This is a genomic window from Bradyrhizobium sp. USDA 4454, assembly GCF_054822705.1.
The window spans coordinates 5,262,885-5,289,463 of sequence record NZ_JBTRCN010000001.1; the positions used below are offsets into that span (position 1 = coordinate 5,262,885).

The following is a 26,579-nucleotide window of genomic DNA, read 5'->3' on the forward strand; positions in this document are numbered from 1 at the left end:
CGTCGAAGGCGACGTCGCACCAAGGCTTGCCGTCCGAGCATCGAAGGCGGCAATGCCCTGGCAAGGCAGGCAGACAAGACAGGCCGATCCAACCTCAAGACGGCAGCGTTTGGTCGCAGAGAGCGCCAAAGGAAGCGGCGAATTCGGCAAACACGCGCTGCTCGGCGGGCGAGGCAAATTCAACTTTGCCCGACCGGTCAATGCGCATCGATCCGGCCGCCAGCGGAGCCTGTTCGGAACCGGGGTCTTCCCGAAGAGAAAGCATCCGCTTGATCTCGGTTACGTACAGCTTCTCGTTTTCGGTGGCTCGCGACAGATCCCGTTCCAAGACCTTTTCGACCGAATCCCCACGCTCCATGAACCCGCGAGCAATCAGCTTGTTGAGATTGGCACGGACCCTCTGCGCTGGAGACAGCGTTGCCATATGCAGCAGGAAGAATCCAAACAACGGCGTGGGCGGCTTCTTTCCCTTTGCGATTTGGCAATTGTGGTTCACCTCTCCCGACAGTGGCGAAGCCGCTGAACGGATCAAAGGCTTGCCCCAGGTGAGGCCATTCCGCAGCGTGCTCAAATCGGCGCCGCATAGCATCCTGTCGCGATAGGAAGGCGCGTTGTACAGCCAGGTCGACGGAATGAACGCGCCGCCTTCCTTGTCGTTCAAATGACGCAATATCGACGCGTCGCTCGTGAAGCGTTCGCCGTCATAGAACGCCAGAAACTCGTCGGTATCCAGGAAGCAATAGAAATCGGAAGACGCCGACAGGCTGGCGTAAAGCGTCTCGAAGTTCTTTGGATTGTGCAGATTGTTGTGAAACCCGCCGAAGCTCGCGAGCAACACGTCCGGCCCCAGCTCCTTGTACGCAGACAGGACCTTGCTGTCGGAAGATCCATTGTCAAAAATGATCAGGTTCGAGCTGCCGACAATCTGCTTGTGATGAGCGACCCAATCCGCAAGGAAAAACGGGTCATCCTTTGTCTTAAGGACAATCTTGAGCGTTCCACGGGTGCTGCGGATACGATCACAAATCGCAGTCGATTCATTTTCCCATGCAACCATCTGCATCAAACGCGGTCCCTGTGCGTTGCAATCAACATTGATCGGTTCTAGCCGATCTAGGTTCATCGCGCCGAAAAAGTTTGGCCTAACATTAGCCTTATCATCTGTCGATCATTAGGGTGTTTTTGAGGAGAATCAACAGGATGTTTGGGAAAACGAAAACAACGACGGGTGCATGACAATGCTAACACGACGATTGTTTTTCGCCCTGGGCTCGGCCGCCGGCCTTAGTTACGGCTTTGGGCGTGGCCTGGCAGCCAAGCAAGTGGCCTCCCCCACCGGTCGGCCCCTCGTGGGCGCGCTCAGGTGGGACGCGTGGTATGCCCCTGGCTCAACGCCCACCAAAGCGGTCGAAACATCGCTCTCACCCCAGCAGTATCATTGGCGAGTTCCGTTCTTCGCGAAAGAAACCACTGGAACGAACCGCGCCGAGGTCGCCTTCCCGGAGATCACGCAGGAGACGATCGACAAGGAGATCAAGCAGGCCGTCTTCGCGGGCATCGACTACTGGGCCTTTGTCGCCTACGGCCCGGGCGACCCGATGTCGCGAGCTCTCAAGGTGTTTAGGGAAAGCCCTATCAAGAAGCAGATTTCGTACTGCATTTTTACGGAGTTCCCTCGATTTGGCTCCCGCGACCAGCAAAGTCCGCTGCTTGATGAACACGTCAAGCTCATGGGCGATGACAATTACCTGAGAGTAGCGGGTGGCAGGCCGCTGTATTTTCTCGGCTTCATCCACGTTGCCGACGTTGAGAAGCGGTGGGGCGGGGTCGAGAACCTCCGGTCCCAGATCGAGCAATTCCGAACCCGCGTAAAGGACGCAGGTCACGGCGATCCGTACCTGGTGCTCACCGGTGACAAGAAGCTGCTCTATGAACAGGGCGCTTTTCTAACTGCCGACGCGGTCAGCTCCTATGCCGGAGTTTACGGTCCCGTCCGTGGTTCTTATGCCGACCTTGCGCGCGGCGCGGAGCGGGATTGGAATGAACTGGCCAAGAGCCGGCTGCCCGTCATCCCCACCGTGATGACCGGCTGGGACCGCCGCCCGCGCATCGAACGCCCGGTACCGTGGGAGGCCAAGCAGCGCCCCGGCGTGGGCATGGAGAACTTCTTCATTGCGCCGACCGGGCAAGAGCTGTCGGATCATCTGCGTCGCGCGATCGACTGGAGGTCTGCCCAGCCGGCTGAGCTGAAATCTCCTGCGATCCTGATCTATGCCTGGAATGAAAACGACGAAGGTGGCTGGTTGGTCCCTACCCTGCCGTGCAAGACCGAGCGCCTGGAGGCCTTGCGCAAGGTCCTGAAGGATCTTAGCGATCAAGCCAAGGGAAAGCCGAACCTTTGCTAGGCGGTCGAATGAACGGCAGATCGCCCGCACAAGACGCGCGAGTCTGACACCTCCGTTACGATTTGATCGGAACGGAACAGGTTTGACGGACGATACAAGGTGTGGACGCGCATAGGCTTCTTTAGCCTGCGATCCAGCGTCCACCGCATGTCGCTAGCGCCATTCAGCCGGAACGGTCCACTGGTTCTTCTCGACCGTCCTGTGCTCGGCCATATAGGGCGCGTAGAGTTGCCGCATCCAATAATTGAAGTTCGGGTAGTTCTTGATCAGCCGATAGAAAGCGTCCCCCATGTTCAGGGGGCTGAGACAAGTCCGGTTGGACGGTCTGGAGACCATCGCGCGCAGCGAATAGGTCTGCATGCAAGCCCTGGTCTCGCTCTCGGCCACCGAACTTAGCCCGCGAAAACTGTTGGATGCGTGCAACCGATACATGTATTGATCGGATTCGATATATTTTGGTTCAACGATCGTGATCGCTCGCAGCGCGAACTCCCAATCGTGACAGTATTTTAGATCTGCAAACCACCCGGTCCGCCTCAACAGTTCCGCGCTCAACACAAAATTTCCCGTTGAAGCCGCGATCTGCGACTCCAGGAAAGACCAGGACAGCGGCCGATCGGTCCCCGCAGCCTGACTCGTTGCGTATCTGAGGCGCGCTGGAAACTGATAGCTCTTGATCGATTTCCCGTTCTCGTCGATCGGTTCAATCGCAGAGAACCCGAAGAACAGCTTTTCGGCGCCATGGCGACCGACAAAGGCCTCGACCCGCTCCTTCGAAAAGGCATCGTCCGAGTTAAGCAGGAACAGCATGTCGCCCGTTGCCAGAGACAGCGCACGATTCCAGGCGAAATGGGCTCCCATGTTCACGGGATTCTTCAGCAGCTTGCACGACGCGAAGCGCTTGGCGAAGGACTTCCGTTTCAGGAGCCTCTCGGCCAACTGGAAACTGTTGTCCGGCGAGTTGTCGTCGACGATGATCAGCTCGAGTTCAGGATGTGTCTGATCGAAAACCGTCTCGAGGCAGTGCTCGAGATAGGCCTCGTGCTTGTAGCAGGCAATCACCACGCTGGCTAACATCGGATCCTCAACTCAATGCCGAACGATCAGAGAATGGCTTGATCCAACGATCAGGTTTTCTCCTTCGCCGACCTCGAGAATCGAAAGCCTGTACTGCCCATCCGGCAATCCCTTGAGCAGAAAACCCACCTCGAAGCCGAAACAGCACTCGCGGGCAGTCGCCTTCATATACTCCGTCACGTCCATTCGCTCGTGCCAATCGACCACCAGGCAGTAGCCGCTCTTGCCTGCATTGGTTTCTCCTTCCGGAGACAGCACCAGAAATGCGATGCGATTTCTGAGCGGTTCGAAGCCATCCTTGGCAAAAACCCAACCGCGGATCAGCACTCGGTAGCGCGGGTCTACCACCACGCGCTCCTCGGTTTGCGAATTGATGCTCTCAATCACAAACAAGGAACCGTCAGGGCTCGCGACGGCTCCCTCCATTTCAACCGGCAAGCCCTCGCGAAGGTTCTGGAATCCCGTCAAGGCGCCTTCGTTGCGCTGCAGATTGGCAAGCACCTCGACATGAACTGCCGCTCCCTTGATCGCCTGCTCGAGCTCCGACCGGCTCAGGCAGTCCAGCAGAGCGGGGTTTGAGCGCAGCTCCGCCGAGATCGAATCGCCGGCGGACACCCGCCTCACGACATCGAGATAAGCACGGCCGTAGCGGGAGTCCGGCTCCAGGTGAGCTCCCTCGGCCCATTCGTTCCACGAATTGATGAATACGATCGGCTCTCCGACAGAGCTTCGACGAGCCCGCTCCGCCGCCTCGCGAAGCCAGACTTCGAACGCCTCGGGACTCGATCTCACGAACACATGCCCGCGTGAGCCTTTGCGCGGCGTGTTGTCCCAGCGCGGCATGACCGACGGAAAGAACGGAAAGTCGTAGACCTTGCCGAGCGTCGAGCGCATGGCTTCAAGATAGTCATAGAGCTTTCCGCTGAAGTCCGACGGCACCTCGACCTCCGCGCGGCTCAGCTCCCTGGCTGACACGGTATGAGGCGGGAATTCCACTGCGGCATCACAATGGAATTCCCGTGGATCGAACTCGCCGAAGGTCATGGCATTGCAGATCAGCAGCTCTCCGATGCCGAGTTCTTTCGCACGGAGCCTCCAGGTCTGGAACAAGCGCTCCTTGTCCGGGATCAGCGAGGGACGGTAGATCAGCAGTATCTTTCGACCGTCGACGGTGATGTAGCGATCATCGAGAAGGATGTCCGCCATGTCATCAATGAAGCGAACATCATCTTCAAGAGCGTGATTCTGGCCGAGAAGAAGCTCGGTGTCGGAACCGTCCCATCGGCGCGACCAGTTTTCGTTCGCCCAGCAGATGCAGAACGGCAGGTTTGGCTCGCCATCCTCCAGCAGAAGCTTGAGCGGCTGCTCCAAAAGCCTTCGTCCCTGAAACCAATACGCATAGTAGCAAAAGCCATGAACGCCGTAACGGCGAGCCAACTCTGCCTGCTGCCGGCGGGTCTCGATCAATCTCATGTCGTAGAACCCGAGATCGGCGGGCAACCACGGAGATTGGTGGGTCGGAAACTGCGGACGCATCTGGGAGACGTTGGTCCATTCAGTGAAGCCAGGCCCCCACCATCGATCGTTCTCCGCGAATGAGTGGAATTGCGGCAGGTAGAAGCAGACGAAGCGCACCTCCTTCTTGGAGGCGTCGAGCGATCCGGAAACTATCTTGTTGTCGCTGTTCGGAAACAGCAGATCGTCGTAGTCGTCGGTCGAGAAGCCGAGCGCGAGGATCACCTCGCTGCTCGACGCCAGTTTCTCGAACAGCGGCAATTCGTAGTATTCGCCATCGTTCAGGCTGATGCGAAGATAGATCTGCACATGGTCGCGTTCGACGAGCGTATTTCTCAGCGCGCGCGCCAAGCGGCGGCGCACGCCCGGCTTGGATAGATCGATACGAAAACCGGGACGGCCGATCGCACTCTGCGGGCCGATGCTGGCCCGGACGGGCCGACCGGTTCGTCCCTCTTCGACACAGTGGGAGCCGACGAAAAGCGCGAGCGAGACGGTTGAAGCGGGCGACTGGGCATCGACAATCCAGCCGGAGATCCCTCGCCCCGAATATTCGAGGATCGCGCCACGCAGCCTCTGCCCGGCCTGGAGATCGCCCACATCGGGATCCAGGAAGAAGCTCTGCGAGACGTCGTCCTGCTGAACCGGACTGGCAACGGGCAACATATCCTTCGTATCCCTGACGCTCCGTTCGACCATCTTGTTCATTGTTACTCAATCTCCTGCCAACGCTTAACGTCGGCTCCAGTTTCTTTCCCGGTCACGCGGAAGTCGATCCCGGGACAATGTTGCCTGACACGCCGTCGCTCGTGACCTCGCGGTGCTTACCGATCATCTTCACACAACCTGAGGTCACACGAGCATTTGTTCGGCGAATGCCACATTAGCGCAATCTCGCTATCGTCGATATGAAAGCCATTGTTAGTTCTGCCTAGATTGTCACGCGGACGTGCCCGCTTCCGTGCCTTCGCGCTCAAAAACAAAGCCGATCACCATCTCTGTCCCTGCTCGCGTGCGACGAGATGTCCGCATCCAACAATCTCAGCCGACGTTCTCGCCCATCGCCTGCAGACGACGTTGCGCGCCTTCGTTGTTCTGCTGCGCCGCCTGTCGATACCAGTGCAGCGCCTGATCGCTGTCCTGCGCGACACCGTTGCCGGCGCGCAGTGCATCGCCGATCGCGAGCTGGGCTTCGACCATGCCCTGCTTTGCCGCTGCTTCGAACCACTCGGCCGCCTTTGCCGGATCGGCGTCGCACCCCTGTCCGCGTCCGAGCATCACGGCCAGGTTGTATTGCGCTGTGGTGTGGCCCTGGCGCGCTGCGGCCTCGTACCACTTCACGCCCTGGGCGAGGTCCTGCTCGACGCCCTGCCCGGTACAATACATAACGGCAAGCTTGAACTGCGCCGCCGCGTTGCCGCCGTCGGCGGCCTTGACGATCCAGTTGGCGGCGGCCTGCGGATCCTTGAGGCCGCTCTTGGGATCGGAATACAGCAGCGCCAGCGTGTGCTGGGCCTCGACATGACCGGCGGTTGCCGCACGCTTGAACCATTGCGCCGCGGCCGACAGATCGACGGTGCCGCCGGATCGTCCCATGTGCAGCCCGCCGAGTTGGAATGCCGCAGCAGGATGACCACGCTCGGCCGCGTCGGTCAGCAGCGTGCGTGCTTCTGCAAGACGCGCGTCGGACGGCTCTTCCTGGATCAGGAACATGGCATAGGCCATTTTGGCATCAGCGTCGCCGCCATCGGCCGCCTTGCTCAGCCATTCCGCTGCGCGCACCCGGTCGCGCGGCACGCCGTTGCCCGCCGAGTAGAGCCGGCCAAGCTGCACCGCCGCGGCGCTGATGCCGCCCTCGGACGCGCGCTCGAACCACTTGATCGCGGTCGCGACGTCACGCGTCACGCCATTGCCGTTGAGATAGAACACCGCAATGTTGTGGGCCGCCGTGGCGTGGCCGCTCTCGGCCGCGCGCTCGAACCACTTCGCCGCCTGGCGGACGCTGGGCGGCACACCGGTGCCGGTGGCATAGAAACGCCCGGTGAAGAACTGCGCCTGCACATCGCCGCGCTCGGCCGCCTTTTCGTACCAATAGGCCGCCTCGCGCAGATCCGGCTCGGCAGAGGTGCCGAGCGCATAGAACTCGGCCAGGGCCTGGATCGCCGGCAGATAGTCTTTCCGCGCCGCCTTGCGCAACGCGGTTTCGGCCTTGTCGACATCCTTGGCAACGCCTTTGCCGGCGAGCCGCAACAGCGCGATGTTGTAGAGCGCGATCGTATCGTCATGGGCGGCGGCGCTCTGGAACAGCCGCGCGGCTTCCTCGGCATTCTCCGGGAGCCCGGTCCCCTTGAGGCACATGAACGCGAGTGCCACCTGCGCGCGGACGTGTCCCTGCTCCGCAGCCTTGTGATACCAGATCGCCGCCTGCTCGAAATCGACAGGAACGCCGCGGCCCTGATAATGCACATCGCCGAGCGCGAATTCGCCGGACGCCGCCTTCTGCTCGGCCGCGGCCTCATACCAGCGCAACGCGGCTGCGTGATCCTTGGTGCAGCCCGCCCCACTGGCGTACATGTCGCCCAGGATCGCCTGCGCCTCCGCCTTGCCGGCCTCAGCCGCCGCCGACATCCAGAGGAAAGCGGCGTCGACGTCCTTGAGCACGCCGATTCCGTTCGGGAAGACCAGATCGTGGAGATTGGCCGCCTTGTCGCCGAGACGCTGCGCGGTAGATTGCCGCCACATCTCAGGCCGGTTCGGTCCGACCGTCGGCTTGACGCCGTTGAGGTAGATCAAGCCAAGCTGGAATTGCGCTTCGGTATGTCCTTTAACGGCGGCGCGCTCGTACCACGCAACCGCGTCCGGAAGGTTGCCGATGACGCCCTCGTTCCGCGCATAGAGCAACCCGATCCGGTAATCCGCCTCCGGGTTGCCCGCTTGCGAGGCGAGCCGCCAAAGGCGCAGCGCCTCGAGATATTGCCGGTTCTCGTACGCCTCCAGCCCCCGTTCAAACTGTGTTGAGTTTGAACGGGGCGCACGGGGCCGGAGCAAGCCAATCAGGGATCGTGCCGACACTGTCATGGCTCGCGCATGGACTCATTCATGCCGCGCAGCATGCCACCGAGCAGATACATCGCGACCGAGCGGGTCCCGACATTGACATCGCCCTGCAGCGTCATGCCGGGGATGAGGCGGAAGTTCGCCGGAACATCCTTGAAGTTGGTTTGGTCGACCGAGCAGCGCGCCTTGTAGTAGGCATCGACGGGCTTTCCGTCATCATCGGTCGTGAAGGCGCCTTCGCTGATCCAGCGAATCTTGCCTCGCGCCGTACCGTGCTCCGCGGCGTTGAAGGCATCGATCTTCATCGTGCAGGGATCGTTCGGCCGGACGAAGCCGATATCACGCGACAGGATCCGGATCTCAGCCTCGAGCCGCGTCTTGAGCGGCATCAGCGTGATGAAGGGATCGCCCGGCTTCAGCACGGACCCGACCGAGAGCTTGGCCAGGGTCAGGACGACCGAGGGCTCCGCGGCCGTCCAACGGACGAGATCCTGATGCTTGACGGCCTTGTCATAGGCTGCGCGGGCGGTGTCCAGGCTGTTGCGCGTGGTGACCAGATCTTGGCTCAGCTGCGCGTTCCATTGCTCGATGAACGCCTTGCGATCCGCCTTCAACGAGTCGAGCTGGTGTTGCGCTTCCAGCAGAGTGTTGTGCGTATTGTCGATCTGACGCAACAGCTCCAGGCGGGTATCCTGCGATAGATAAAGGTTCAGCTTGGACCCGCTACCGCTCTCGGCGAGCGTCGAGCGCATGTCTTCGATCTTGCCGGCGATCTCGGCACGCTGACCATACCGCTCGTCGTCCTTCTTCGCCTTCGCGATGGTCGCTTCGGTCTGGCTGATCTTGGAATCGTAGCTGGTCACCTGCGCGTTGTACTGGGCAACGCGCTGGTCGTAGAGCGCCTTTTGCAGGGCGTTGTACCGCGTGACATCCGGGTCACTGGATGGAGCGTACGACAGCGGCTTTCCGGACAATTCGGCCTCATCGCGCGCAACCTGCGCGTCGAGGCTCGCGATCTGCAGCTTGTACTGCGTGACGTCAGCCACGGTGAACGTCGAGTCGAGGGTCGCAAGCAGTTGCCCGGTCTCGACCTGCTGACCCTCCCGAACATCGATCGTCTTGATGATCGACGGGTCCAACGCCTGCAGCACGTTGATCTGATCGACGGGAACTATCCTGCCCCCTACGCTCATGATCACCCGGTCGACGCGCATCAGGCACATGATCAGCACAATCGCGACCAGGAATGCTGACAGCACGAACAGCGTCGCGCGGGCCAGCTGCGGCTCGGCGGCTTCGCGGATAGCATCGGTTTCGGACTGGAACTGGCGAACGGTCGCGAGCGAAGCTTGATTAGGAGACAAGGGTCGGACTCCTGAAGTTCTTGTCGCTGCGCCCCGTCGGCGCGAGGTGCGTATTCTGCTGGTACCACAGCGAGCTGTAGATATCGTTTCGTTCCAGAAGCTCCTCGTGGCGCCCGATATCGTTGACCACGCCGCGATTGAGCACGAGGATCGCATCGGCCTTGGTCAGCGACGACAGGCGGTGCGAAATGATGATCAGCGTACGCCCATGCGCGATCCGCGAAATGTTCGCATTGACGATCGTCTCGCTCTCGGCGTCGAGCGCGCTGGTCGCTTCGTCCAGGATCAGGATCGGCGGATTGACGATCAGCGCGCGCGCGATCGCGAGGCGCTGGCGCTGGCCGCCGGAGAGATTGGTGGATCCCTCGTAGATATAGGTCTCGTAGCCGCGCGGCAGCTTGTCGATGAATTCTTCGGCGCCCGCCAGCCGCGCTGCCCTGACGATGTCGTCGAACGTCGCATCCGGCTTTGCCGCCGAAATATTCTCGCGGATGGTGCCGCTGAACAGGAAGTTCTCCTGCAGCACGACGCCAATATTGCGCCGGAGATGGTCGACATCGTATTCGCGAACATCGATCCCGTCGACCTTGATCAGCCCGCCATAGTCGGAATGCAGCCGCTGCAACAGCCGGGTGATCGTGGTCTTGCCCGAGCCGCTCTTGCCCATCACGCCGAGCGTGGTGCCGAGTGGGATCTCGAACGAGACATTGTTCAGCGCCGGCGATACCGCGCCCTTGTACTTGAACGTGACGCCGGAGAACTCGACCAGCCCCTTCAGCGGCACCCTGACGCCATGGCCGGTGCGCCCCTCCTCTGGCGGCTGGTTGACCAGCTTGCCGACGATTGCGACAGCCGTGCGCGCCTCGTCATACTGGTTGACGAGTTGCGCCATCTGCATCAGCGGTCCGGCGACCCGCTGCGACAGCATCAGAAAGGCAAACAGCGCCCCGATGTACATCGGATCGTCGCTCGTGATGGCGAGGTAGACGCCGAGCGCATAGGGCGCGCTCACCGCCAACCGCTCCAGCGGACGCACCACGGTCTGGATCGCAATCCCGCTCATGCCTTCCGCAAGACGCGCGTTGGCGACGCGCGCAACCAGCACATCCCACATGTGCCGCTGGCGTGCATCGAGCGCCAGCGACTTGATCGTTCTCATTCCGTTCAGACTCTGGATCAGGAACGCGCCCTGTGCGCCTTCAGCCGCGAGAACCGCCGTCGACCTTTTCCGGTAGATCGGCAGCATCAGGACAAGCCAGGTGACGATCAGCGCCGCAAAGGCAAGCACGATCAGCGTCATGATCGGACTGAAGAAGAACATGACCGGCAGGAAGAAGATCAGCGTCGTCGAATCGAGAATGGTCCCGAACAGCTGCCCGGTCAGGAACCCGCGAATCCGGAACACTTCACGAATGTCCCGGGAAATCAGGCCGACAGGGTTCTGTTCGAAGTAATCAATCGGCAGATTAAGCACTTTTTCGAACACATAGGTCGACAATTTGACGTCGAGACGTGCTGTCAGGCGCTGCACGAGGTACTGCCGCAGGAATGAGAACGCGGCCTCGAACGCGATGATCACCAGCATCGTGACGCACAGCACGTAGAACGTGTTGAAGGCCTTGTAGTAGATCACCTTGTCCGAGAGCAGCCGCCAGAACATGATCGGCGCCAGGCCGAGGAAGCCCAGGATCAGCGCCGCGATCGCGACGTCGCGCAGGATGCGCCGCTCGCGGAACACAAGGGCGGCGACAAAGCCCAGGCTGAACGGCTGGGTCTCGTCGGAGATCGCGTAATCGCGCTTGGCCATGACGACATCGCCCGACCAGATGTCCTCGAAGCGCGGTTGATCGATCACGAGCAGCGCATCTTCGCTGGCGTTCGGATCTTGCAACACCACCCGGGCGCTGTTTTCATCGCCCTCGAGCCGCAGCAGCACCATATGGCTGCCATCGCGCAGCCGGACAATCGCCGGCAGCGCCCGCTTGAGATGGCTCAGCCCCTGCCAGTCCAGCGTGACGGCCTTGGCCGTCATGCCCGAGGAATTCGCGCACTTCAGAAGCTCGGCCAGCGTGACTTCCTGCTCGCCCAGGAGATTGTCGTGGATCAGTTGGGTCGGCGTCAGATGCAAACCGTGCTGCCGTGCCACGATGACGAGGCAGGCGAGGCCCGAGGGGGGCAGTGCCTCCACCGAAGGTGCGCCGACGAGCGAGAGGTGTTTGGTCATGGAGGCCTCGAAGTTTCCACTGCGCACGATCACGGGGCTCGCGCGAATTATAACTTATCACTGTTAGTTCGCTAACGCAGCATTTTCAGCACGCAGCCTCAAAAAGATATGTGAAGCGGCGGGTCTGGAAGCCGGTTTCGAACGGTGCCGCGGGTGGTTTAACCACGGAACTTTATAACATTGTTCAACATCGACCACTACGCAACTGCGTTCACCGTCTCGCTGAAGTCGAAGCCGCAGGCCTCGAGCTGCGGCCGGATCTGCTCCTCGCGGGCCTGCGGCATCAGCGCCAGCGCGCAAACCTCGAAATTCCCGCTGCGGACGGAAACGGTCGGAAAACCGGCGCTGAGCAGCAGGTTCCCCATCCGATCGCACGAAAAGCCGGTCTTGTGCGCCATGTGGTGGCGTCCCTGCTCGATCGCGCCGGAATGGCCGTAGATCATATCCAGTGTCCGGATCGGACCGGCCGGCGAGACATAGGCGATCGCGCCGAGGCCTTGGGTCAGCATGTGCTGAGCCACCGCCTCCAGATCGGGCGACATGATCAGCGCGAAGCCGTCCGGCTTGAGAACTTCACGGAACTGGACAAATGTCGGATGAATCTCATGGGCATAGAGATGCTCCATGACATGCGAGCACCAGATGGCATCGAACGAGGCCAGCGGGAACAACCGCGAGAGATCGGTGATCGACCCGACGACATCCGGGCTCACGCCGCCATCGACGTCCAATCGAATCTCTTCCCATTCATGGGCTGCCAGGAGCGGCTGGATTCGCTTGGTAACCGTCGATCCAGCGCCGGCATTCAGCAATTTCTTCTTGGCCAATTCGAGAGCTCCGCGGGGTTCGCGTGATGTTAGGCGAGCACGCCTTTACAAAAGCTACATGGTCCGAATGTGACGGACTAACTTATAACATCCGCTGGCGAAAATACCAGACGTGGAACTTGTGATGGAGACGGGGAGATTCGACGCGGATCGGTCGATAAGTTCCGATCATCACATTGGCACGCGATGGCCTACTGCCTATTCAGGCTGGTGAAGAAGATGGCGCGATGACTCACAATTGGAGCAGGCTGCAACACTGCAAGGTCATCAGACGACATTGCTCCTGCAATCGCAAAAAAGCGCCGCCTCAACCAGGGTTGAGGCGGCGCCTTCGTTTAGTGCAGATCCGCTTGGTTCAGACCAGGGATCTTACAGCTTGGTCGACTGACCATCGTTGAAGATCAGGTACTCGATGTTGCTGATCTGGGTCACCTGGCCATTGCTGAAGTTGACGTCCAGAGAACCATCCGTGCCGGCGGTGATGCCGGTCACGTCGGTCGAGGCGTGATCGAGGAAGGTCAGGGAGTCCTTGCTGCCTGCGCCACCGTCGATGGTATCGCTGCTGTTGAGGTTGGACAGGTAGAAGTAGTCCTGGCCAGAGCCGCCGACCATCGACGCCGTACCGGTGTCGGAGCCGACGAACGAGTCCTTGCCGTCGCCGCCGATCAGCGTCTGCGTGCCCGAACCGGCGACCAGCGTATCGCTGCCGGAGCCGCCATACAGCGTGTCGTTGCCGGCACCGCCGTAGAGCGAGTCGTTGCCGTCGCCGCCAAACAGCGAGGTCGCGTGCGACGCATCGCTGCCCGAGTAGAGCACATCCTTGCCGCTGCCGCCGTACTCGGCAACAGTGCCGGTGCCGCCGACTAGCAGATCGTTGCCGGTGCCACCATACAGCGTATCGGCGCCCGAGCCGCCATACAGCGAGTCGTTGCCGGCGCCGCCAACCAAGCTATCGTTGCCTGCACCACTGTACAGCGCATCGTTGCCCTTGCCGCCATCCAGCGTGCTGGAATTGCCGGCAGTGCTACCGGACACCAGCACGTCGTTGCCGGTACCGCCATGCAGCTCCGACGAACTGCCGCCGTAAAGCGTGTCGCTGCCGGCGCCACCGTTCAGGGTGTCGGCACCGGTGCCGACCAGCAGATCATTACCCTTGCCGCCATCCAGCGTGCTTTGGCCGGAGACGTTGTCGATCAGCACGTCGTTGCCGGAGCCTGCGTCGATCGAGTCGTGACCCGCACCACCGAAGATCGTGTCGTTGCCCGAGCCGGTGAGAACCGTCGTATCGCCGGTATTGTTGATGAATACCTGATCGTCGCCATGACCGGTCGCAACCAGCACCGGGGTGCTGCCGTTCACCGTCAGCGTCACGTCACTGTTGGTGTTTTCAATGATCGCCTTCAGGTTGGCATCAGTGTTTACAGTGTTGATCGGATTGGTCTCGATGAGAACATTGGCCGCCGGATCCGGGTTGGAAATCCCCGCACCCACCTGCACCGGAATCTCCGTGCCGTCGTCCGGGCTGGTGTATCCGACCCCCGCGTTGATCAGATAGTCAAGAATCTGTTGCTGGGTCGCATGATCGATCGTGGAGTGGATCGCTGCTTTGAGGTCGGTTTGGTCTAGATTGTAAGTCGCCATCGATGTAGCCCCTGCTTGGGATACGAGGATTCAAGCCGCTCGCCCGCATTTAAGCCGTTGATTCACAACTGGTTTGTTGCGACGCAACCCAAATGTGGACACACGTTACGAACTTGTTAAGTCCATTGTTAAGTCCGCAATAGCGCAGTGTCAATCAGCAATGCGCCATTAACATCTGGTTCCCCGAGACTTTTGTGTGACTTAGCGAGAATTTGCATACGGAATAACATTCAGCGCAAGCCACTCACGAATGTTAGCCGCGGCGCAAAAAAGGGTAGTGATTATACGGGGTTTCATCGGGTCCCCGGATCGCATCGGAGCGCGAAATTTCGCAGGCGTTGCGCAGCTTTCGGCGCGATTTTCTGATCTGAAAAAATATTTCTGCACGGCGTGACAGCTTTTCCAAAAAAGCGTCAAACTTCACAACCGGCCAGCAAATCGGCCACCGTTATCGCGCGTTCTGGTTGCAAGCTGCGGCTCCGGGCCGGGCGAAAATCGTGGAATCGGCCGCGGTTTCCAGGCGATTCCCTCACCGACTTGGGTCGGCGCGGTGCCATGTCGGATGCCGACTATAACAAATTAACACAAATTTGCCGCGAGCTGTCAGAGGCGCGGGCGGGCCGAGGACGTCCGATCGACCACGGCCGCGATCATCCCTAGGCGTGGAACTTGTAATGAAGGGGATTCGACGCGGATCGGTCGACAAAGTTCCGCTCATCACTTGGGCATGTGATGGTACTGCGTATTCAGGCTGGTGAAGATGGCGCGATGACTCACGGTTGCAGCAGCTGCGACGCTGCGAGGTCATCAGACAACATTTCTGAACATCATCTGCAAAAAAGCGCCGCCTCAACCATGGTGACGCGGCGCCTTCGCTTAGTTCGGATTCGCTTGATTCAGGCCCGGGATCTTACAGTTGGGTCGTTTTACCATCGATGTCGTAGACCAGGGTTTCGATGTGGTTGATATGGGTCACCTGGCCATTGCTGAAGTTGACGTCCATAGAACCGTCCCTGTTCGTGGTGATGCTGGTCACGTCGGTCGAGGCGTGATCGCGGAAGGTCAGGGTGTCCGTGCCTGCGCCACCGTCGATGGTGTCGCTGCTTAAGAGGTTTTGCAGGTAGAAGGAATCCTGGCTGGAGCCGCCGACCATCGATGCCGTACCGAGGAGTGAGCCGACAAACGAGTTGGTGTTGCTGCCGCCAATCAGGGTCTGCGTGCCCGATCCGGCGACCAGCGTATCACTGCCAGTGCCGCCATACAGCGTGTCGTTGCCGGCACCGCCGTAGAGCGAGTCGTTGCCCGAGCCGCCGTAAAGTGCCGTCGCGTGCGATAAAGTGCTGCCGGAGTAGACGATGTCGGTACCGGCATCAGCATATATCGCAACAGTTCCGGTGCCGCCGACCAGCAGGTCGTTGCCATCGCCGCCATACAGCGTATCGGCGCCCGCGCCACCATAGATCGTGTCGTTGCCCACGCCGCCCTGCACGAGGGAGCCGTGCGACGCATTGGAGCCCGAGTGGATCTCGTCGTTGCCGGCACCGCCATAGAGCGAGTCGTTGCCCGTACCGCCAATTATCGTGTCACGGCCGCCGCCGGTGTAAACCGTCACATCGCCGGTGTTCTCGATGGTAACCACATCATTGCCGCTGCCGGTTGCGACCAGCAGCGGGGTGCTGCCGGTGACCGTCAGCAACACGTTCTGGCTGGTGGCCTCGATGATCGCCTTCAGGTTGGCGTCAGCGGCAACAATGTTAATGGGGTTGGTCTCGATGAGAACATTGGCCCTCGGATCCGGGACGGCAATCAATGCCCCCTGCTGCACCGGAATCGTCGCGCCGTCGTCCGGGTTGGTGTAGCCGATCCCCGCGTTGACCAGATAGTTAATAATCTGTTGCTGGGTCGCGGTATCGATCGTGGACTGGATCGCTGCTTTGAGCTGGGTTTGGTTTAGATTCTGGGTCGCCATCGATATAGCTCCTGTTTGAAATACGAGGTTTCAAGCTGCTCGACCATAGTTAAGCTACTGATTCACAATCGATTCATCGTGACGCAACCCAAGGGTGCACGCACGTCACGACTTGGTTAATTGTTAATTCGCAATAGCGCAGCGTCAATCAGTCACGCTTTGTTAACATTAATGTCTGGTTTGCCAAGGCTTTGCCGTGGCTTAGCGAGAACTCGCATATGCAATAACATTAAGCAGAGAATTCACAAATGTTAGCCGCGGCGCGCCGCGCGCGCGTAGATCGTTTCGAGCTGTCGAAGGTTCTCACCCGGCGCGTAGAGCTCGAGATAGGCGGCCCGCGCGGCCCGTCCCCAGGCCGCAGCGAGGTCGGGGGCGCCCAGGGTGTCGGCGATCCCGCGCCTGAGCGCAGCCGCATCGCCCGGCGGCACCAGCGCGCCGGTCTTGCCGGCACTCACCACCTCGGCAAGTCCGCCGATCTCGGAGGCAATCACCGGCGTGCCGCGCGCAAACGCCTCCACCACGACCATCGGAAAGCCCTCGTACCAGAGCGACGGCACGACCAAGGCCTGCGCCTTCGCCATTTCGCGCAGCACCTCCGCGCGCGAAAGCGCACCGAGGAACGTCACATTGCCGGACGCCCGCGCCGCGAGCGCGGCGCGCTCCGGTCCCTCGCCCACGATCCGCAGCCGCACGTCCGTCCCGGCGACAGCATCGAGCAGCACCCCGACGCCCTTCTCGCGGCTCAGCCGTCCGACATAAAGCAATCCGGCGCGCGGCGCGGCCGGATCGGGCGCGCCGGGATCGGCCATGAAGTTCGGCTTCACGTCGATCCGGTCCGCATCGAAGCCGGCCTGCGTGAACAGGGTCTTGGCAAACTGCGTCAGCGCGATCAGGCGCAGCCCGGGACGCGTCCAGGTGCCGCGGCGCTGGTGCTGCGCGATCATGTAGGCCGAGGCCATCGAGCCCGGCAGCGATCCGCGGTAGCAGCGATGCGCAGCGCCCCAGAGATGACCGCGATCCAGGCATTTGTGGCAGATGCGGCCGTCGCGCAGCAACATGCCGCCGGTGCAGATGGTGCGATAGTTGTGCAGCGTCCCCACCGCGGGCACGTGCTTTTGCCGGCACAGATCGAACACCGCGGGCGACAGCAGCGGAAAGAAATTGTGGACGTGCACGACATCGGGGCGGAAGCGGTCGATCGCATCCGCCATGACCCGCCTGCCCTCCGCATTGTCTGCGATCGACAGCGTGGTCGCGATCCGCGCCGCAAACGAGTTGATCGTCTCGTTGCTGACCGTGAGGGTTTCCACGCTGTGTCCCGCGCCGCGCAGCAGGTCGACTTCGGCCTCGAACACAACGTCCTCGCCGCCGCGCCCCCCCTGAAACCTGTTGTGAGCGACCAGGATCTTCATGATCGGGGCGCCAAGTCTCGCGACCAGCGCAGCTCCGTCACCAGGCTTTGGCCGGCGGCGAGCGCACCGGAGCCGATCAGCGTCGTCGCCGGCACTTTGAGATCGAACGATGGCGAGTACCAGCCGGCCGGCACGGTCTCGTCACCGCGATACGACGTCCAGCTCAGCCCGGCGGGCAGATCGAGCTCGCCGCGTCCGCCAGGCCATGTGAGCCGCGCCGTGCGCCCGTCGAGCCTGCATTCAACCTCGGGACCGAGATGCCAGCTGAGGCGCGCCGGCACTGCAAAGTCTTTATCGCCAAGTCCTTCCCCAAGCAAAATATCGGTGACGACAAGCCGCGCCGCCTGACGCTGCAAGCGCACCGAGCGGCTATGCACCAGACCCGCTTCGTCGCGATATCCCGTGTGCTCCGCGACCCAGCTCGCGTCTGCATCACGGTCATCCAGGCCACTGGTCGCGATCAGCCGGCTCCGCGCATGCCGGATCCAGAGGAACGGCCCGCCCGACACCGATTGGTCGCGCGCAAGCAGGCAGAGCGTGTTATGGCCCAGCGTGGAGCGGAAATAGGCGCGCCAGCGCGGATCGCCGTGATAGCAATAAGTGCCGGGGTCGGCGAGGACATCGACCCCGCCGATCCTGCATTCAAGCGACAGCGCATCGGCATGCGCATGCGCCGCGATCCGGCCGAAGCCGTGCGGACCGTGGTCGCAGCGGCACCACACCGCGCGCTCGGCATCGACGAGAAAGGCCTGTCCTGCTTCAGCTAGCAAATGCGGACGGCGCTCCGGCCGCCCCGCAACCGCGCGCGCCGCGATGCCGTCGGCCAGAAAAAAAGTGCGCAGATCGGACTCCGGCAATCGCGGCCACCATGGCAGCGCGCCGAACAGGCGCGCGCCGGCGGCGAGCAAGCCGAGCCAGCGATTGCCGGCGTGATCGTCGAGCAGCAGGCCAATGCCGTCGTCGCCATCGCCCTGACGCGGCGGATGCGCGCGATCGTCGAGCATCGCAGCAATGACGTCGCTCATGCGGCACATATTGGTCCAGATAGCATCGTCGAGCGGATGTCCCGACGCGTCGCCCTGCACCGCCGCGACGAGCAGGAGTTCGAGGACAAAGCCGTGATAATGGGTCGCGAGCTCGGCGTTGCTGCCGCAGCCAAGCGTTTGCGCAACCGCCTCATGTGCCAGCGTCGCGGCGGATTGCACGCGCCAGCGCACGCTGTCGCGGAAAAAGGGAAACACACAGGCCGCCACGAACTGGCCGGCGGCTTCCGCGATGATGTGGTTGTTGGCGGACGAGCCCCGACTTGGAAACTGCGACAGCCAGTATTGATGCGCATAGAGCTGCGTCAGGAACTGATCGTTGTGCTCGAACAGCGCCGGCGCGCCGGGCCAGCCCTGCAACAGCTGGCGCACCCAGGCCCAGGAGATCAGCCGCACGCCAAGCTCGATGCCGCTGATCCAGTGCGGGCCGCACGGAAATGGATTCTCGCGCCACCAGCTTGTGAGATGCTCGGCGACGCGGCTGGCGTAGCGTTCATCCGAGGTCAGGTAGTATGCGGACGCGAGCACCGTGAGATGGTGGTGACGCGACGGCTCCCAGATGTACTTGATGTTGCCAACCGCGGCTTCGTCGCGATACGGAACCGCAAACGCGTAGGTTTCAGCGGGCGCCCGTTTGCCGCTGCGGACGTCGACGAACCAGTCGGGCCGTTCGCCGAGGGCATCATGATCCCTGGCAAAGATCCGCCAGTGTCCGGCGAGAACGCGGTTGGCGCACGCGATCAGCCGCTCGGCGGCTTGTGGCGGCGCGCGATCCGGCGAAGGCAGCGGCTTCAGCCGCGGCTGCTGTGTGCCCGGCGCGAGCCTGATGCCGGTGCGCCGCGCGACATCGGGTGGAGAGATCCGCCAAAGCTGGCGCAGCATTTGGTCGTTCACCCGTCCCGCAAGCTCGGACGGCTCCATGCGCCGCAGCCTGCGCAGGTACCAGGCCGGATTCATCTCGCGCCGGTCGCGGCGCGCACAGCGCCCCGCTCTGCGGTGCCACGTGTCAGATCGACCGGCATGCCGGCGGCCGCGCTCTCCTGCACCGCAAGCGTCGCGCGGGTGGTTGCAAGCAGCGAATCCAGCCCGATCGGCATCGCGGCGCCCGCTGCGACCGCCGCGATGAAGGCATCCAGCATCGGCCGCTGGCCCTTGTCCAGCCGCGCTTTTTTCGTCGTCCGCCGTCCGGCGTGCCAGACCTCGAAGCCTGCGAAATTATCGAAGGCGGCAAAGCCGGTGCTTGCCGATATTTCGAGCGCCTCCTTCGGCACGCGTGGATCGCCGCCGGTGAGATAGCTGAGGCTCGCAACCGAGCCGTCGGCAAAGTCGAAGGTAGCGACGAGATTGTCGACATCCTTGCCGGCCGCGCTCGCAGAGACGCGCACGGGCTCAGTGCCGAGCCACCAGGACAACACATCGATGAAATGGCCGCCTTCGCCGACGAAGCGGCTGCCCTCGCTGTCAGCCTGCAAATACCAGGATGATTTCTCCAGTGGCCCGGCGATGACGCGATATTGCAGGGTTTGCGGGCCTGCCGACACGAATGCTGCGCGCATCGCTTGCAGCAGCGGCGAGAAGCGGCGGTTGAAGCCGACCATCAGCCTGTTGTTGCCGGTCTCGCGGATCACCTGCTCCAACTGGCCGAGCGAACCGGCGTCGATCGCCAGCGGCTTTTCGACGAACACCGCCTTGCCGGCGCGCAGCGCCTGCGCCGCAAGCACGGCGTGGGAGGCATGGCGCGTCGCGATCAGCACCGCGTCGATGTCGTCGGCGCCGAGCACGGAGGCGACATCCGTCGAGGCGCGCGCGAAGCCGAACTTGCGCACCGCCGTCGCGCCGCTCAGGCCGGTATTGGTGGCGACCTCGACGAGATCGACGCGTGCGTTGTTCGCGAGCTGCGGCAGCAGCATGCTGGAGGCATAATTGCCTGCGCCGATGACGCCGAGCCGCACCCGGCCGTTGCGCGGGGCAACCGCCGGACGATAGGTCATCTGCATCATGCGGGGAGCGGCGTCCGGATAGGCGAACACCATGCCGAGCCCGACTTCGCCCCGGCTCATGCGCTCGAATGCCGATGTTGCCTGCTCCAGCGGCACCGTTTCGGAAATCAGCGAGGAAAAATCGAGCCGCCCGTCAGCAAGCAGCGCGACGATCGCCTCCATGTTGCGCTTCTCGGTCCAGCGCACATGGCCGATCGGATAATCGATGCCGCCCTCCTCGTAGAGCGGATCGTAGCGGCCGGGGCCGTAGGAGCGCGAGAAACGAACGTCGAGCTCCTTGTCGTAGAATTCGTTCCACGGCAGGTTCAGCGTGCATTTGCCGATATCGACGATGCGGCCGCGGTCGCGCAGCAGCGCCGCTGCACGCGATGCGAGCTCGGGATCATCGCTGCCCGCAGTGATGAACACGCAATCGACACCGTTGCCGGCGGTCAGCCGATCGATCGGGGCGCGAAAGGAGGCCGCGGCATCCTCGGATGCGACGGCACAGGCGGCAGCCCCCGCAGCCTCGGCCTGCCGACAGCGCGCCTCCAGCCGGTCGAGACCCGTGACCACGACGCCGGCGCCGCGCAGCAGGCGCACCATGATCTGCCCGATCAGGCCGAGGCCGATCACGCAGGCGGTCTCGCCGAAACGGATCTCCGACTGGCGCATCGCCTGCAGCGCGATCGAGGCGATGGTGGTGAAGGCGGCCTGATCGAGCGCGGCACCGTCCGGCAGCGGCACGCAGAGGTTCACCGGCACCCAATTATATTCGGCGTGGGTCGCATATTGATTGCCGCCGCAGCAGACCCGCTGTCCGACCGAGAAGCCGCCGACGCCTTCGCCTACCTCCACGACGGTACCCGACAGCGAGTAGCCGAGCGGCGTGTAGGAATCGAGCCGGTTCATCACCTTCTGATAGGTCGCAAGCAATCCCTGCTGGCGGACCGAGCGCGCCACCTTGGCGACCTGGTCAGGTCGCGCGCGCGCCTTGCCGAGCAGCGACAGGCGGCCTTCGGTGAACTTCATCATCTCGGTGCCGGTCGACACCGCCGAGAATGCCGTGCGCACCAGGACCCCGCCGGGGCGGCAGCGCGGCGCCGGCACATCGATCAGCTTGAGCTCGCCGCTCTTATAGTTCTGCGCGATCTGCTTCACAGTCGGTCAATCGCCTCAATTTAACAGCGCCCTTGTATCGCGCCCGCCGCCGGCACTGAAGCCGAGAACATCGATAGTTATCCCGCCACCGGGGTTTAACATTGATATCATTCGAGCAACAGCACCGGTTTCGGCGAGATCTCGACCTCGCCGTTGGTGACAGCTCCTTCGCCGCCGTCGAGGCCCTGGTAACGGTGAAAATGCGAATCGATCCGAGTGAGCGACCGGCCCTTGGTGGTCCACAGGATCAGGCCATTGCGGCCGTCCGGCATGCGAAGCTCGACCCGCCAGGTCGTCGGCGACGTCCTGCCTGCGGCCACGACGCTCGCGCCGACCAACCACGACTGGACCGTGCGATAGGCAATTCCGCTCGGAAGCAGCCCGCGCGCCGGATCCCATAACTTTCCAAAATCGCTGCCGCCGCCGGCAAACTCGTACCAATAGAAGCGGTCGACGCCGCTGATCCATTTCAGGATGTAGGCCCGCGCCAGGCACCCGTCCGGATTGTCTTCATAGGACGACCAGCCCGCCTCGGTGTCCCAGATCGGCCTTGCCGAGAGATCATGCGCGGCAAGGATCTGCCTGAAGCGCCCAATGATGCCAATCACCGCCTCGGGTTCGCTGGCATAGCCGTGGAAGGCGAACACATCGGCATATTGCCCGCCGCCTTGCGCCATGAAGGCCTTTTGCCAGCGATATCCGTCGGGTGTGCCGTTGGACGGCGGCGTCAGCACGATCAGATCGGGATCGGCGCCCTTGATGATCTCGTAGGCCCGCTTCTGCATCTGGACCATGGTGGCGATATCGCCCGAATAATATTTGGGATCTTCCGGCTCGTTCCAGATTTCCCAGTATTTGATACGACCTGCAGATCGTGTGACGGCCGCGCGCACCCATTGATCCCATGACGCCAGATCGGCGGGCGGCGAGCTTGCGCCCGGCGTGAACGCAGGCGGCGCGTCCTTCACCGACGCGGCCCAGCGTGGCGTGAAGGCGAGATTGAGCACGATATCGACGTGCTCGCGCTCCGCGGCGGCAAGGATGGCGTCGAAGCGCGCCCAATTGTAGACGCCAGGCGCCGGGTTGATCTGCGCCCAGTAGATCGCGCCCCACAGCCGAACGCCGTCGAATTTGAGCTCGGGCCAAGGCTGCGACTGTGGTTGCGACTGCCCGATCGCGTTGACGGTCATGCCGAACAGCGTCGACGGGATCACCGCGTCCAGGCGGCTCGCAACGAGCGCATCGTTTGAGGTCGAGCCGGCCCACGACAACGGCCATTTGTGGGCCAGCGGCGCGAGCCCGCTCAAAACCAGCGCAATCAACGCCCTTTGACCCCAATCCCTCACTTTGCCTGCCATGTCCTCGTCTCGTCGCCGTCACATCCGCGCCGGGATTGCTAAGTGCAAGTCGCGCATGTTAATGCCAATGTTAGTCGGATTGTGATGTTGTTAGGTCAATGGTATAGATCATCGCAGATGTCGAGAGCTGAACCATCACCGCGGCGGATCCTGATCATCGTCGAGAACCTTCCGGTTCCTTTCGATCGCAGGGTGTGGTGCGAGGCAACGTCGCTGCGCAAGGCGGGCTATCAGGTTTCGGTGATCTGCCCACAGGGCCGCGGGCACGACGAAGCCTACGAATGTCTCGAGGGCATTCACATCTACCGCCATCCGATGCCGGTGGAAGCGCGCGGCATCGCCGCCTATCTCATTGAATATCCGGTCGCACTGTTCTGGGAAACCTGGCTTGCAATCAAGGTGGCGTGGAAGCACGGCTTCGACGTGATCCAGGGCTGCAATCCGCCCGACCTGATCTTCCTGATCGGCCTGCTGTTCAAGCTCGGTGGCAAGCGCTTCGTGTTCGATCATCACGACGTCAATCCCGAGCTCTATGAGGCGAAATTCGGCCGACGGGACTTTTTCTGGCATCTGCTGCGGCTGGTCGAATATCTCACCTTCAAGACGGCAAGCGTCTCGATCGCGACCAACGAATCCTATCGCGAGATCGCCGTCACGCGCGGCGGCATGCCCGCCAACCGGGTTTTCGTGGTGCGCTCCGGCCCCAACCTCGAGCGGGTGCGCTCGCGCCCGGCCGATCCGGCCTGGCGCCCTGGCCGGCGCTACAGCGTCGGTTATGTCGGCGTGATCGGCCAGTCGGAAGGCATCGATCTCTTGCTGCAATCGATCGGCCACATCGTGCACGATCTCGGCCGCACCGACATCCAGTTCAACATCGCCGGCACCGGCCCGGAGTGGAACGCGGTGGTCAGGCTCTGCGAGGAGATGCAGCTCTCCGACTATGTGAACTTCACCGGCGCGATCGCCGACGATGCGCTGTTCACGATGCTCTCGACCGCTGATGTCTGCGTCAACCCGGACCGCGTGACGCCGATGAACGACATCTCCACCATGAACAAGATCATGGAGTACATGGCGCTCGGACGGCCGATCGTGCAGTTCGACGTCCGCGAGGGCCGCCGCTCGGCGCTCGGTGCCTCGCTCTATGCAGCGAAGAACGACCCGCAGGATTTTGCCAGCAAGATCATGACGTTGATCGACGATCCGTCGCTGCGCCAGACGATGGGGGCGTTCGGCCGCAGCCGCGTCGAGCGCGCATTGTCCTGGACCCATGAGGAGCCGAAGCTGCTCGCGGCCTATGAAGCGCTGTTCGCCAGGAAAGCCTCGCGGAGCCGCGCGCCACGCGCCAGCACAACCGCGGAGCGGCCGACCTCACAGGCCTCCGGCGTCAACGCCAATGCCGCCGCCGGGCGGGCATCACGTTGAACGCGCTGCCGCCTCACTCATGCCAAGCGCGGCGCGGGCGCGGCCAGGCGCGCGTCTCCAAGCTGTCGAAGGTCGAAGCATGAACGTCAGCATATTCGGCCTGGGTTATGTCGGAACGGTCTGTGCCGCCTGCTTCACCGAGCTCGGCCACCAGATCATCGGCGTCGACAAGAGCGTTGCGAAGGTCGACCTGATCCGCGAAGGCAAGTCACCGGTGATCGAGCCGGGCATCTCCGACAAGGTGGCGCGCGCGGTCGCAACCGGCCAGTTGACCGCGACCACCGACGCCACCGAGGCGATCGTCAACAGCGACATCTCGATGGTCTGCGTCGGCACGCCCTCCTCCGGCAACGGCAATCTCGACCTCACCGCGATCCGGCAGGTCGCGATCGAGATCGGCCGCGGCTTGCGCGCCAAGAACGCGCCGCACACCGTGACGATCCGCTCTACCGTGCTGCCGGGCACCACCCGCGGCACCGTCGGGCCGCTGATCGAGGAAGCCTCCGGCAACAGGATCGGACGCGATTTCGACCTCGCCTTCAATCCCGAGTTCCTGCGCGAAGGCTCAGCGATCGCGGACTTCAACGCGCCGTCGAAGACCGTGGTCGGCGCCTTCAATCAGGAAACCGCCGATCGCGTCATGGCGCTCTACAAGGACCTGCCAGGCGCCAAGATCACGCCGCCGGTCGAGACCGCGGAACTTGCCAAATATGTCGACAACAGCTGGCATGCGCTGAAGGTCAGCTTCGCCAACGAAATCGGCACCATCGCGAAGACGCTCGGCATCGACGGCCGCGACGTCATGAACATCTTCCTGCAGGACACGCGGCTCAACATCTCGCCGGCGTACCTGCGGCCGGGTTTTGCCTTCGGCGGCTCGTGCCTGCCCAAGGACGTCAAGGCGCTGAAGCACCTGGCGCACAGCCGCGGGCTGTCGACGCCGGTGCTCGAAAGCATCCTGCCGAGCAACGACATGATCATGTCGCGCGGCGCCGACTGGATCCTGTCGCACGAGGGGCGCCGCATCGCCTTCCTCGGCATCAGCTTCAAGGCCGGCACCGACGATGTGCGCGACAGCCCGTTCGTCGAGCTGGTCAAGAGCCTGCGCGGCGAGCGGCGCGAAATCCGGATCTACGACCCCAATGTGCAGCTATCGCAGCTGATCGGCGCCAACCGCGACTTCCTGATGCGCAACCCGGAGCTGGTCGGCCTGCTGCATGACGACGTGGCGGCGACGGTCGAATGGGCCGACATCATCGTGCTGACGACGGCCGATCCGCGCTTCCTCGCGGCGCTGACGGCAAGCCGCCCCGACCAGACCGTGCTCGAACTGTCGGATATCGGACTGCCCGACGAAGTCAGCGCCAGAGTGAGCGGCTTCCATTGGTAGGGATGACCATGGCGACCATGGCCGAGACCCGCGACCGACCCGAAATCCGCTTCCACGACGAGATCTCGTCGGGATGGGAGGCGCTGCATCAGAGCCGCACCTTCAGGGCGCGCACCGCCGCGATGTTCGGCCTGCTCGGAACCATGGACCTCAACGGACAGCGCTGGCTGGATGCGGGTTGCGGCACTGGAACGCTTTCGCGCCTGCTCGCCGCACGCGGCTGCGACGTCACCGGCGTCGATGCCTCGCCGGAGATGATCGCGGCGGCGCGCCGCCGCCTCGCCGACCCGCCGGCCGAACGGCTGACCTTCCGGCATATCCCGACCATCGCAGACCTGCCCTTCGCCGATCGATCGTTCGACGGCGTGCTGTGCGCGAGCGTCTTGGAATATGTCCCCGACGTGGCGCAGTGCCTCCGCCAGATCCACCGCGTGCTCAGGCCCGGCGGCGTGCTGCTGGTCTCAATCCCGAACCGCAGATCGCTGCTGCGCCAGGGCTACAAGCTCGCGCACGCGGCATCGTCACGCGTAACGGCGCGGCCGCTGTTCCGCTATCTCGCCTTCTCCAAATTCGACACCTCGCCGGCCGCAATGCAGGGCCTGCTGCGACAGCATGGCCTCACGATGCTCGGCTCCAGCTTTGCCGGCTCCCCGCTGCCGCCGGCGCTCGATCGCCGAGCGACAATCGGCACGCTGATCAACATCCTGGCCCGCCGCGACCATTGACGCGGCA

Annotated in this window: 17 protein-coding genes; 4 read left to right on the forward strand and 13 right to left on the reverse strand. The window is 62.6% G+C overall.

What is annotated here, in order from left to right; all coding sequences use genetic code 11:
- Positions 1-94 precede the first annotated feature (94 nt).
- On the reverse strand, positions 95-1,063 hold the full coding sequence (locus tag ACVIW0_RS24555; RefSeq protein ID WP_461354685.1) for a glycosyltransferase family 2 protein: 969 nt from the start codon (positions 1,061-1,063) through the stop codon (positions 95-97).
- Between the two features lie 169 nt (positions 1,064-1,232).
- Between ACVIW0_RS24555 and ACVIW0_RS24560 the strand changes: the two genes are divergently transcribed.
- Positions 1,233-2,405 (forward strand): glycoside hydrolase family 71/99 protein, encoded by a 1,173-nt coding sequence (locus ACVIW0_RS24560; protein WP_461354686.1) that lies wholly within the window; start codon positions 1,233-1,235, stop codon positions 2,403-2,405.
- A 153-nt stretch (positions 2,406-2,558) separates the two neighbouring features.
- On the opposite strand, the gene ACVIW0_RS24565 is transcribed toward ACVIW0_RS24560, so the two are convergent.
- From ACVIW0_RS24565 to ACVIW0_RS24620, 12 genes are all read right to left on the reverse strand, one after another.
- The gene (locus ACVIW0_RS24565) at positions 2,559-3,482 is read right to left on the reverse strand and encodes a glycosyltransferase family 2 protein (RefSeq protein ID WP_461354687.1); all 924 of its coding nucleotides are present in this window, start codon (positions 3,480-3,482) and stop codon (positions 2,559-2,561) included.
- Between the two features lie 12 nt (positions 3,483-3,494).
- The gene (locus tag ACVIW0_RS24570; protein WP_461354688.1) at positions 3,495-5,705 is read right to left on the reverse strand and encodes a glycosyltransferase WbsX family protein; all 2,211 of its coding nucleotides are present in this window, start codon (positions 5,703-5,705) and stop codon (positions 3,495-3,497) included.
- Positions 5,706-6,038: 333 nt separating this feature from the next.
- Positions 6,039-8,069, reverse strand: a complete 2,031-nt coding sequence (locus tag ACVIW0_RS24575; protein WP_461354689.1) for a tetratricopeptide repeat protein — start codon at positions 8,067-8,069, stop codon at positions 6,039-6,041.
- A gap of 2 nt (positions 8,070-8,071) precedes the next feature.
- Positions 8,072-9,418 (reverse strand): HlyD family type I secretion periplasmic adaptor subunit, encoded by a 1,347-nt coding sequence (locus tag ACVIW0_RS24580; RefSeq protein ID WP_461354690.1) that lies wholly within the window; start codon positions 9,416-9,418, stop codon positions 8,072-8,074.
- The gene (locus ACVIW0_RS24585) at positions 9,408-11,642 is read right to left on the reverse strand and encodes a peptidase domain-containing ABC transporter (RefSeq protein ID WP_461354691.1); all 2,235 of its coding nucleotides are present in this window, start codon (positions 11,640-11,642) and stop codon (positions 9,408-9,410) included. Before ACVIW0_RS24585 ends, ACVIW0_RS24580 begins: the two co-directional genes overlap by 11 nt.
- A 197-nt stretch (positions 11,643-11,839) precedes the next feature.
- Complete coding sequence (locus tag ACVIW0_RS24590) at positions 11,840-12,454, reverse strand: class I SAM-dependent methyltransferase (protein WP_461357413.1); 615 nt, start codon at positions 12,452-12,454, stop codon at positions 11,840-11,842.
- A gap of 384 nt (positions 12,455-12,838) precedes the next feature.
- On the reverse strand, positions 12,839-14,110 hold the full coding sequence (locus ACVIW0_RS24595) for a calcium-binding protein (RefSeq protein WP_461354692.1): 1,272 nt from the start codon (positions 14,108-14,110) through the stop codon (positions 12,839-12,841).
- A 910-nt stretch (positions 14,111-15,020) separates the two neighbouring features.
- A complete protein-coding gene (locus ACVIW0_RS24600; protein WP_461354693.1) occupies positions 15,021-16,079 on the reverse strand; it encodes a calcium-binding protein in 1,059 nt (352 codons plus the stop codon).
- A 251-nt stretch (positions 16,080-16,330) separates the two neighbouring features.
- Positions 16,331-17,491, reverse strand: coding sequence for a glycosyltransferase (locus ACVIW0_RS24605; RefSeq protein ID WP_461354694.1), 1,161 nt, complete (start codon positions 17,489-17,491; stop codon positions 16,331-16,333).
- Entirely contained in the window at positions 17,488-19,491 is a 2,004-nt protein-coding gene (locus ACVIW0_RS24610; RefSeq protein WP_461354695.1) for a heparinase II/III family protein, read from the reverse strand. The genes ACVIW0_RS24605 and ACVIW0_RS24610 overlap by 4 nt, the downstream gene beginning before the upstream one ends.
- Entirely contained in the window at positions 19,488-21,674 is a 2,187-nt protein-coding gene (locus ACVIW0_RS24615) for a bi-domain-containing oxidoreductase (RefSeq protein WP_461354696.1), read from the reverse strand. Before ACVIW0_RS24615 ends, ACVIW0_RS24610 begins: the two co-directional genes overlap by 4 nt.
- A gap of 107 nt (positions 21,675-21,781) precedes the next feature.
- A complete protein-coding gene (locus ACVIW0_RS24620) occupies positions 21,782-23,032 on the reverse strand; it encodes a glycosyl hydrolase (RefSeq protein ID WP_461354697.1) in 1,251 nt (416 codons plus the stop codon).
- A gap of 117 nt (positions 23,033-23,149) precedes the next feature.
- On the opposite strand from ACVIW0_RS24620, the gene ACVIW0_RS24625 reads away from it, so the two are divergent.
- From ACVIW0_RS24625 to ACVIW0_RS24635, 3 genes are all read left to right on the forward strand, one after another.
- A complete protein-coding gene (locus ACVIW0_RS24625) occupies positions 23,150-24,457 on the forward strand; it encodes a glycosyltransferase family 4 protein (protein WP_461354698.1) in 1,308 nt (435 codons plus the stop codon).
- A 79-nt stretch (positions 24,458-24,536) separates the two neighbouring features.
- Positions 24,537-25,847, forward strand: a complete 1,311-nt coding sequence (locus ACVIW0_RS24630) for a nucleotide sugar dehydrogenase (RefSeq protein WP_461354699.1) — start codon at positions 24,537-24,539, stop codon at positions 25,845-25,847.
- 8 nt (positions 25,848-25,855) lie between these two features.
- Complete coding sequence (locus tag ACVIW0_RS24635) at positions 25,856-26,572, forward strand: class I SAM-dependent methyltransferase (RefSeq protein ID WP_461354700.1); 717 nt, start codon at positions 25,856-25,858, stop codon at positions 26,570-26,572.
- The last annotated feature ends 7 nt before the right edge of the window (positions 26,573-26,579 follow it).

Coding starts and splice junctions, on each gene's coding strand:
- ACVIW0_RS24555 (WP_461354685.1), bottom strand. CDS start 1,063: ATGCAGATGGTTGCATGGGAAAATGAATCGACTGCGATTTGTGATCGT.
- ACVIW0_RS24560 (WP_461354686.1), top strand. CDS start 1,233: ATGACAATGCTAACACGACGATTGTTTTTCGCCCTGGGCTCGGCCGCC.
- ACVIW0_RS24565 (WP_461354687.1), bottom strand. CDS start 3,482: ATGTTAGCCAGCGTGGTGATTGCCTGCTACAAGCACGAGGCCTATCTC.
- ACVIW0_RS24570 (WP_461354688.1), bottom strand. CDS start 5,705: ATGAACAAGATGGTCGAACGGAGCGTCAGGGATACGAAGGATATGTTG.
- ACVIW0_RS24585 (WP_461354691.1), bottom strand. CDS start 11,642: ATGACCAAACACCTCTCGCTCGTCGGCGCACCTTCGGTGGAGGCACTG.
- ACVIW0_RS24595 (WP_461354692.1), bottom strand. CDS start 14,110: ATGGCGACTTACAATCTAGACCAAACCGACCTCAAAGCAGCGATCCAC.
- ACVIW0_RS24600 (WP_461354693.1), bottom strand. CDS start 16,079: ATGGCGACCCAGAATCTAAACCAAACCCAGCTCAAAGCAGCGATCCAG.
- ACVIW0_RS24605 (WP_461354694.1), bottom strand. CDS start 17,491: ATGAAGATCCTGGTCGCTCACAACAGGTTTCAGGGGGGGCGCGGCGGC.
- ACVIW0_RS24610 (WP_461354695.1), bottom strand. CDS start 19,491: ATGAATCCGGCCTGGTACCTGCGCAGGCTGCGGCGCATGGAGCCGTCC.
- ACVIW0_RS24620 (WP_461354697.1), bottom strand. CDS start 23,032: ATGGCAGGCAAAGTGAGGGATTGGGGTCAAAGGGCGTTGATTGCGCTG.
- ACVIW0_RS24625 (WP_461354698.1), top strand. CDS start 23,150: ATGTCGAGAGCTGAACCATCACCGCGGCGGATCCTGATCATCGTCGAG.
- ACVIW0_RS24630 (WP_461354699.1), top strand. CDS start 24,537: ATGAACGTCAGCATATTCGGCCTGGGTTATGTCGGAACGGTCTGTGCC.
- ACVIW0_RS24635 (WP_461354700.1), top strand. CDS start 25,856: ATGGCGACCATGGCCGAGACCCGCGACCGACCCGAAATCCGCTTCCAC.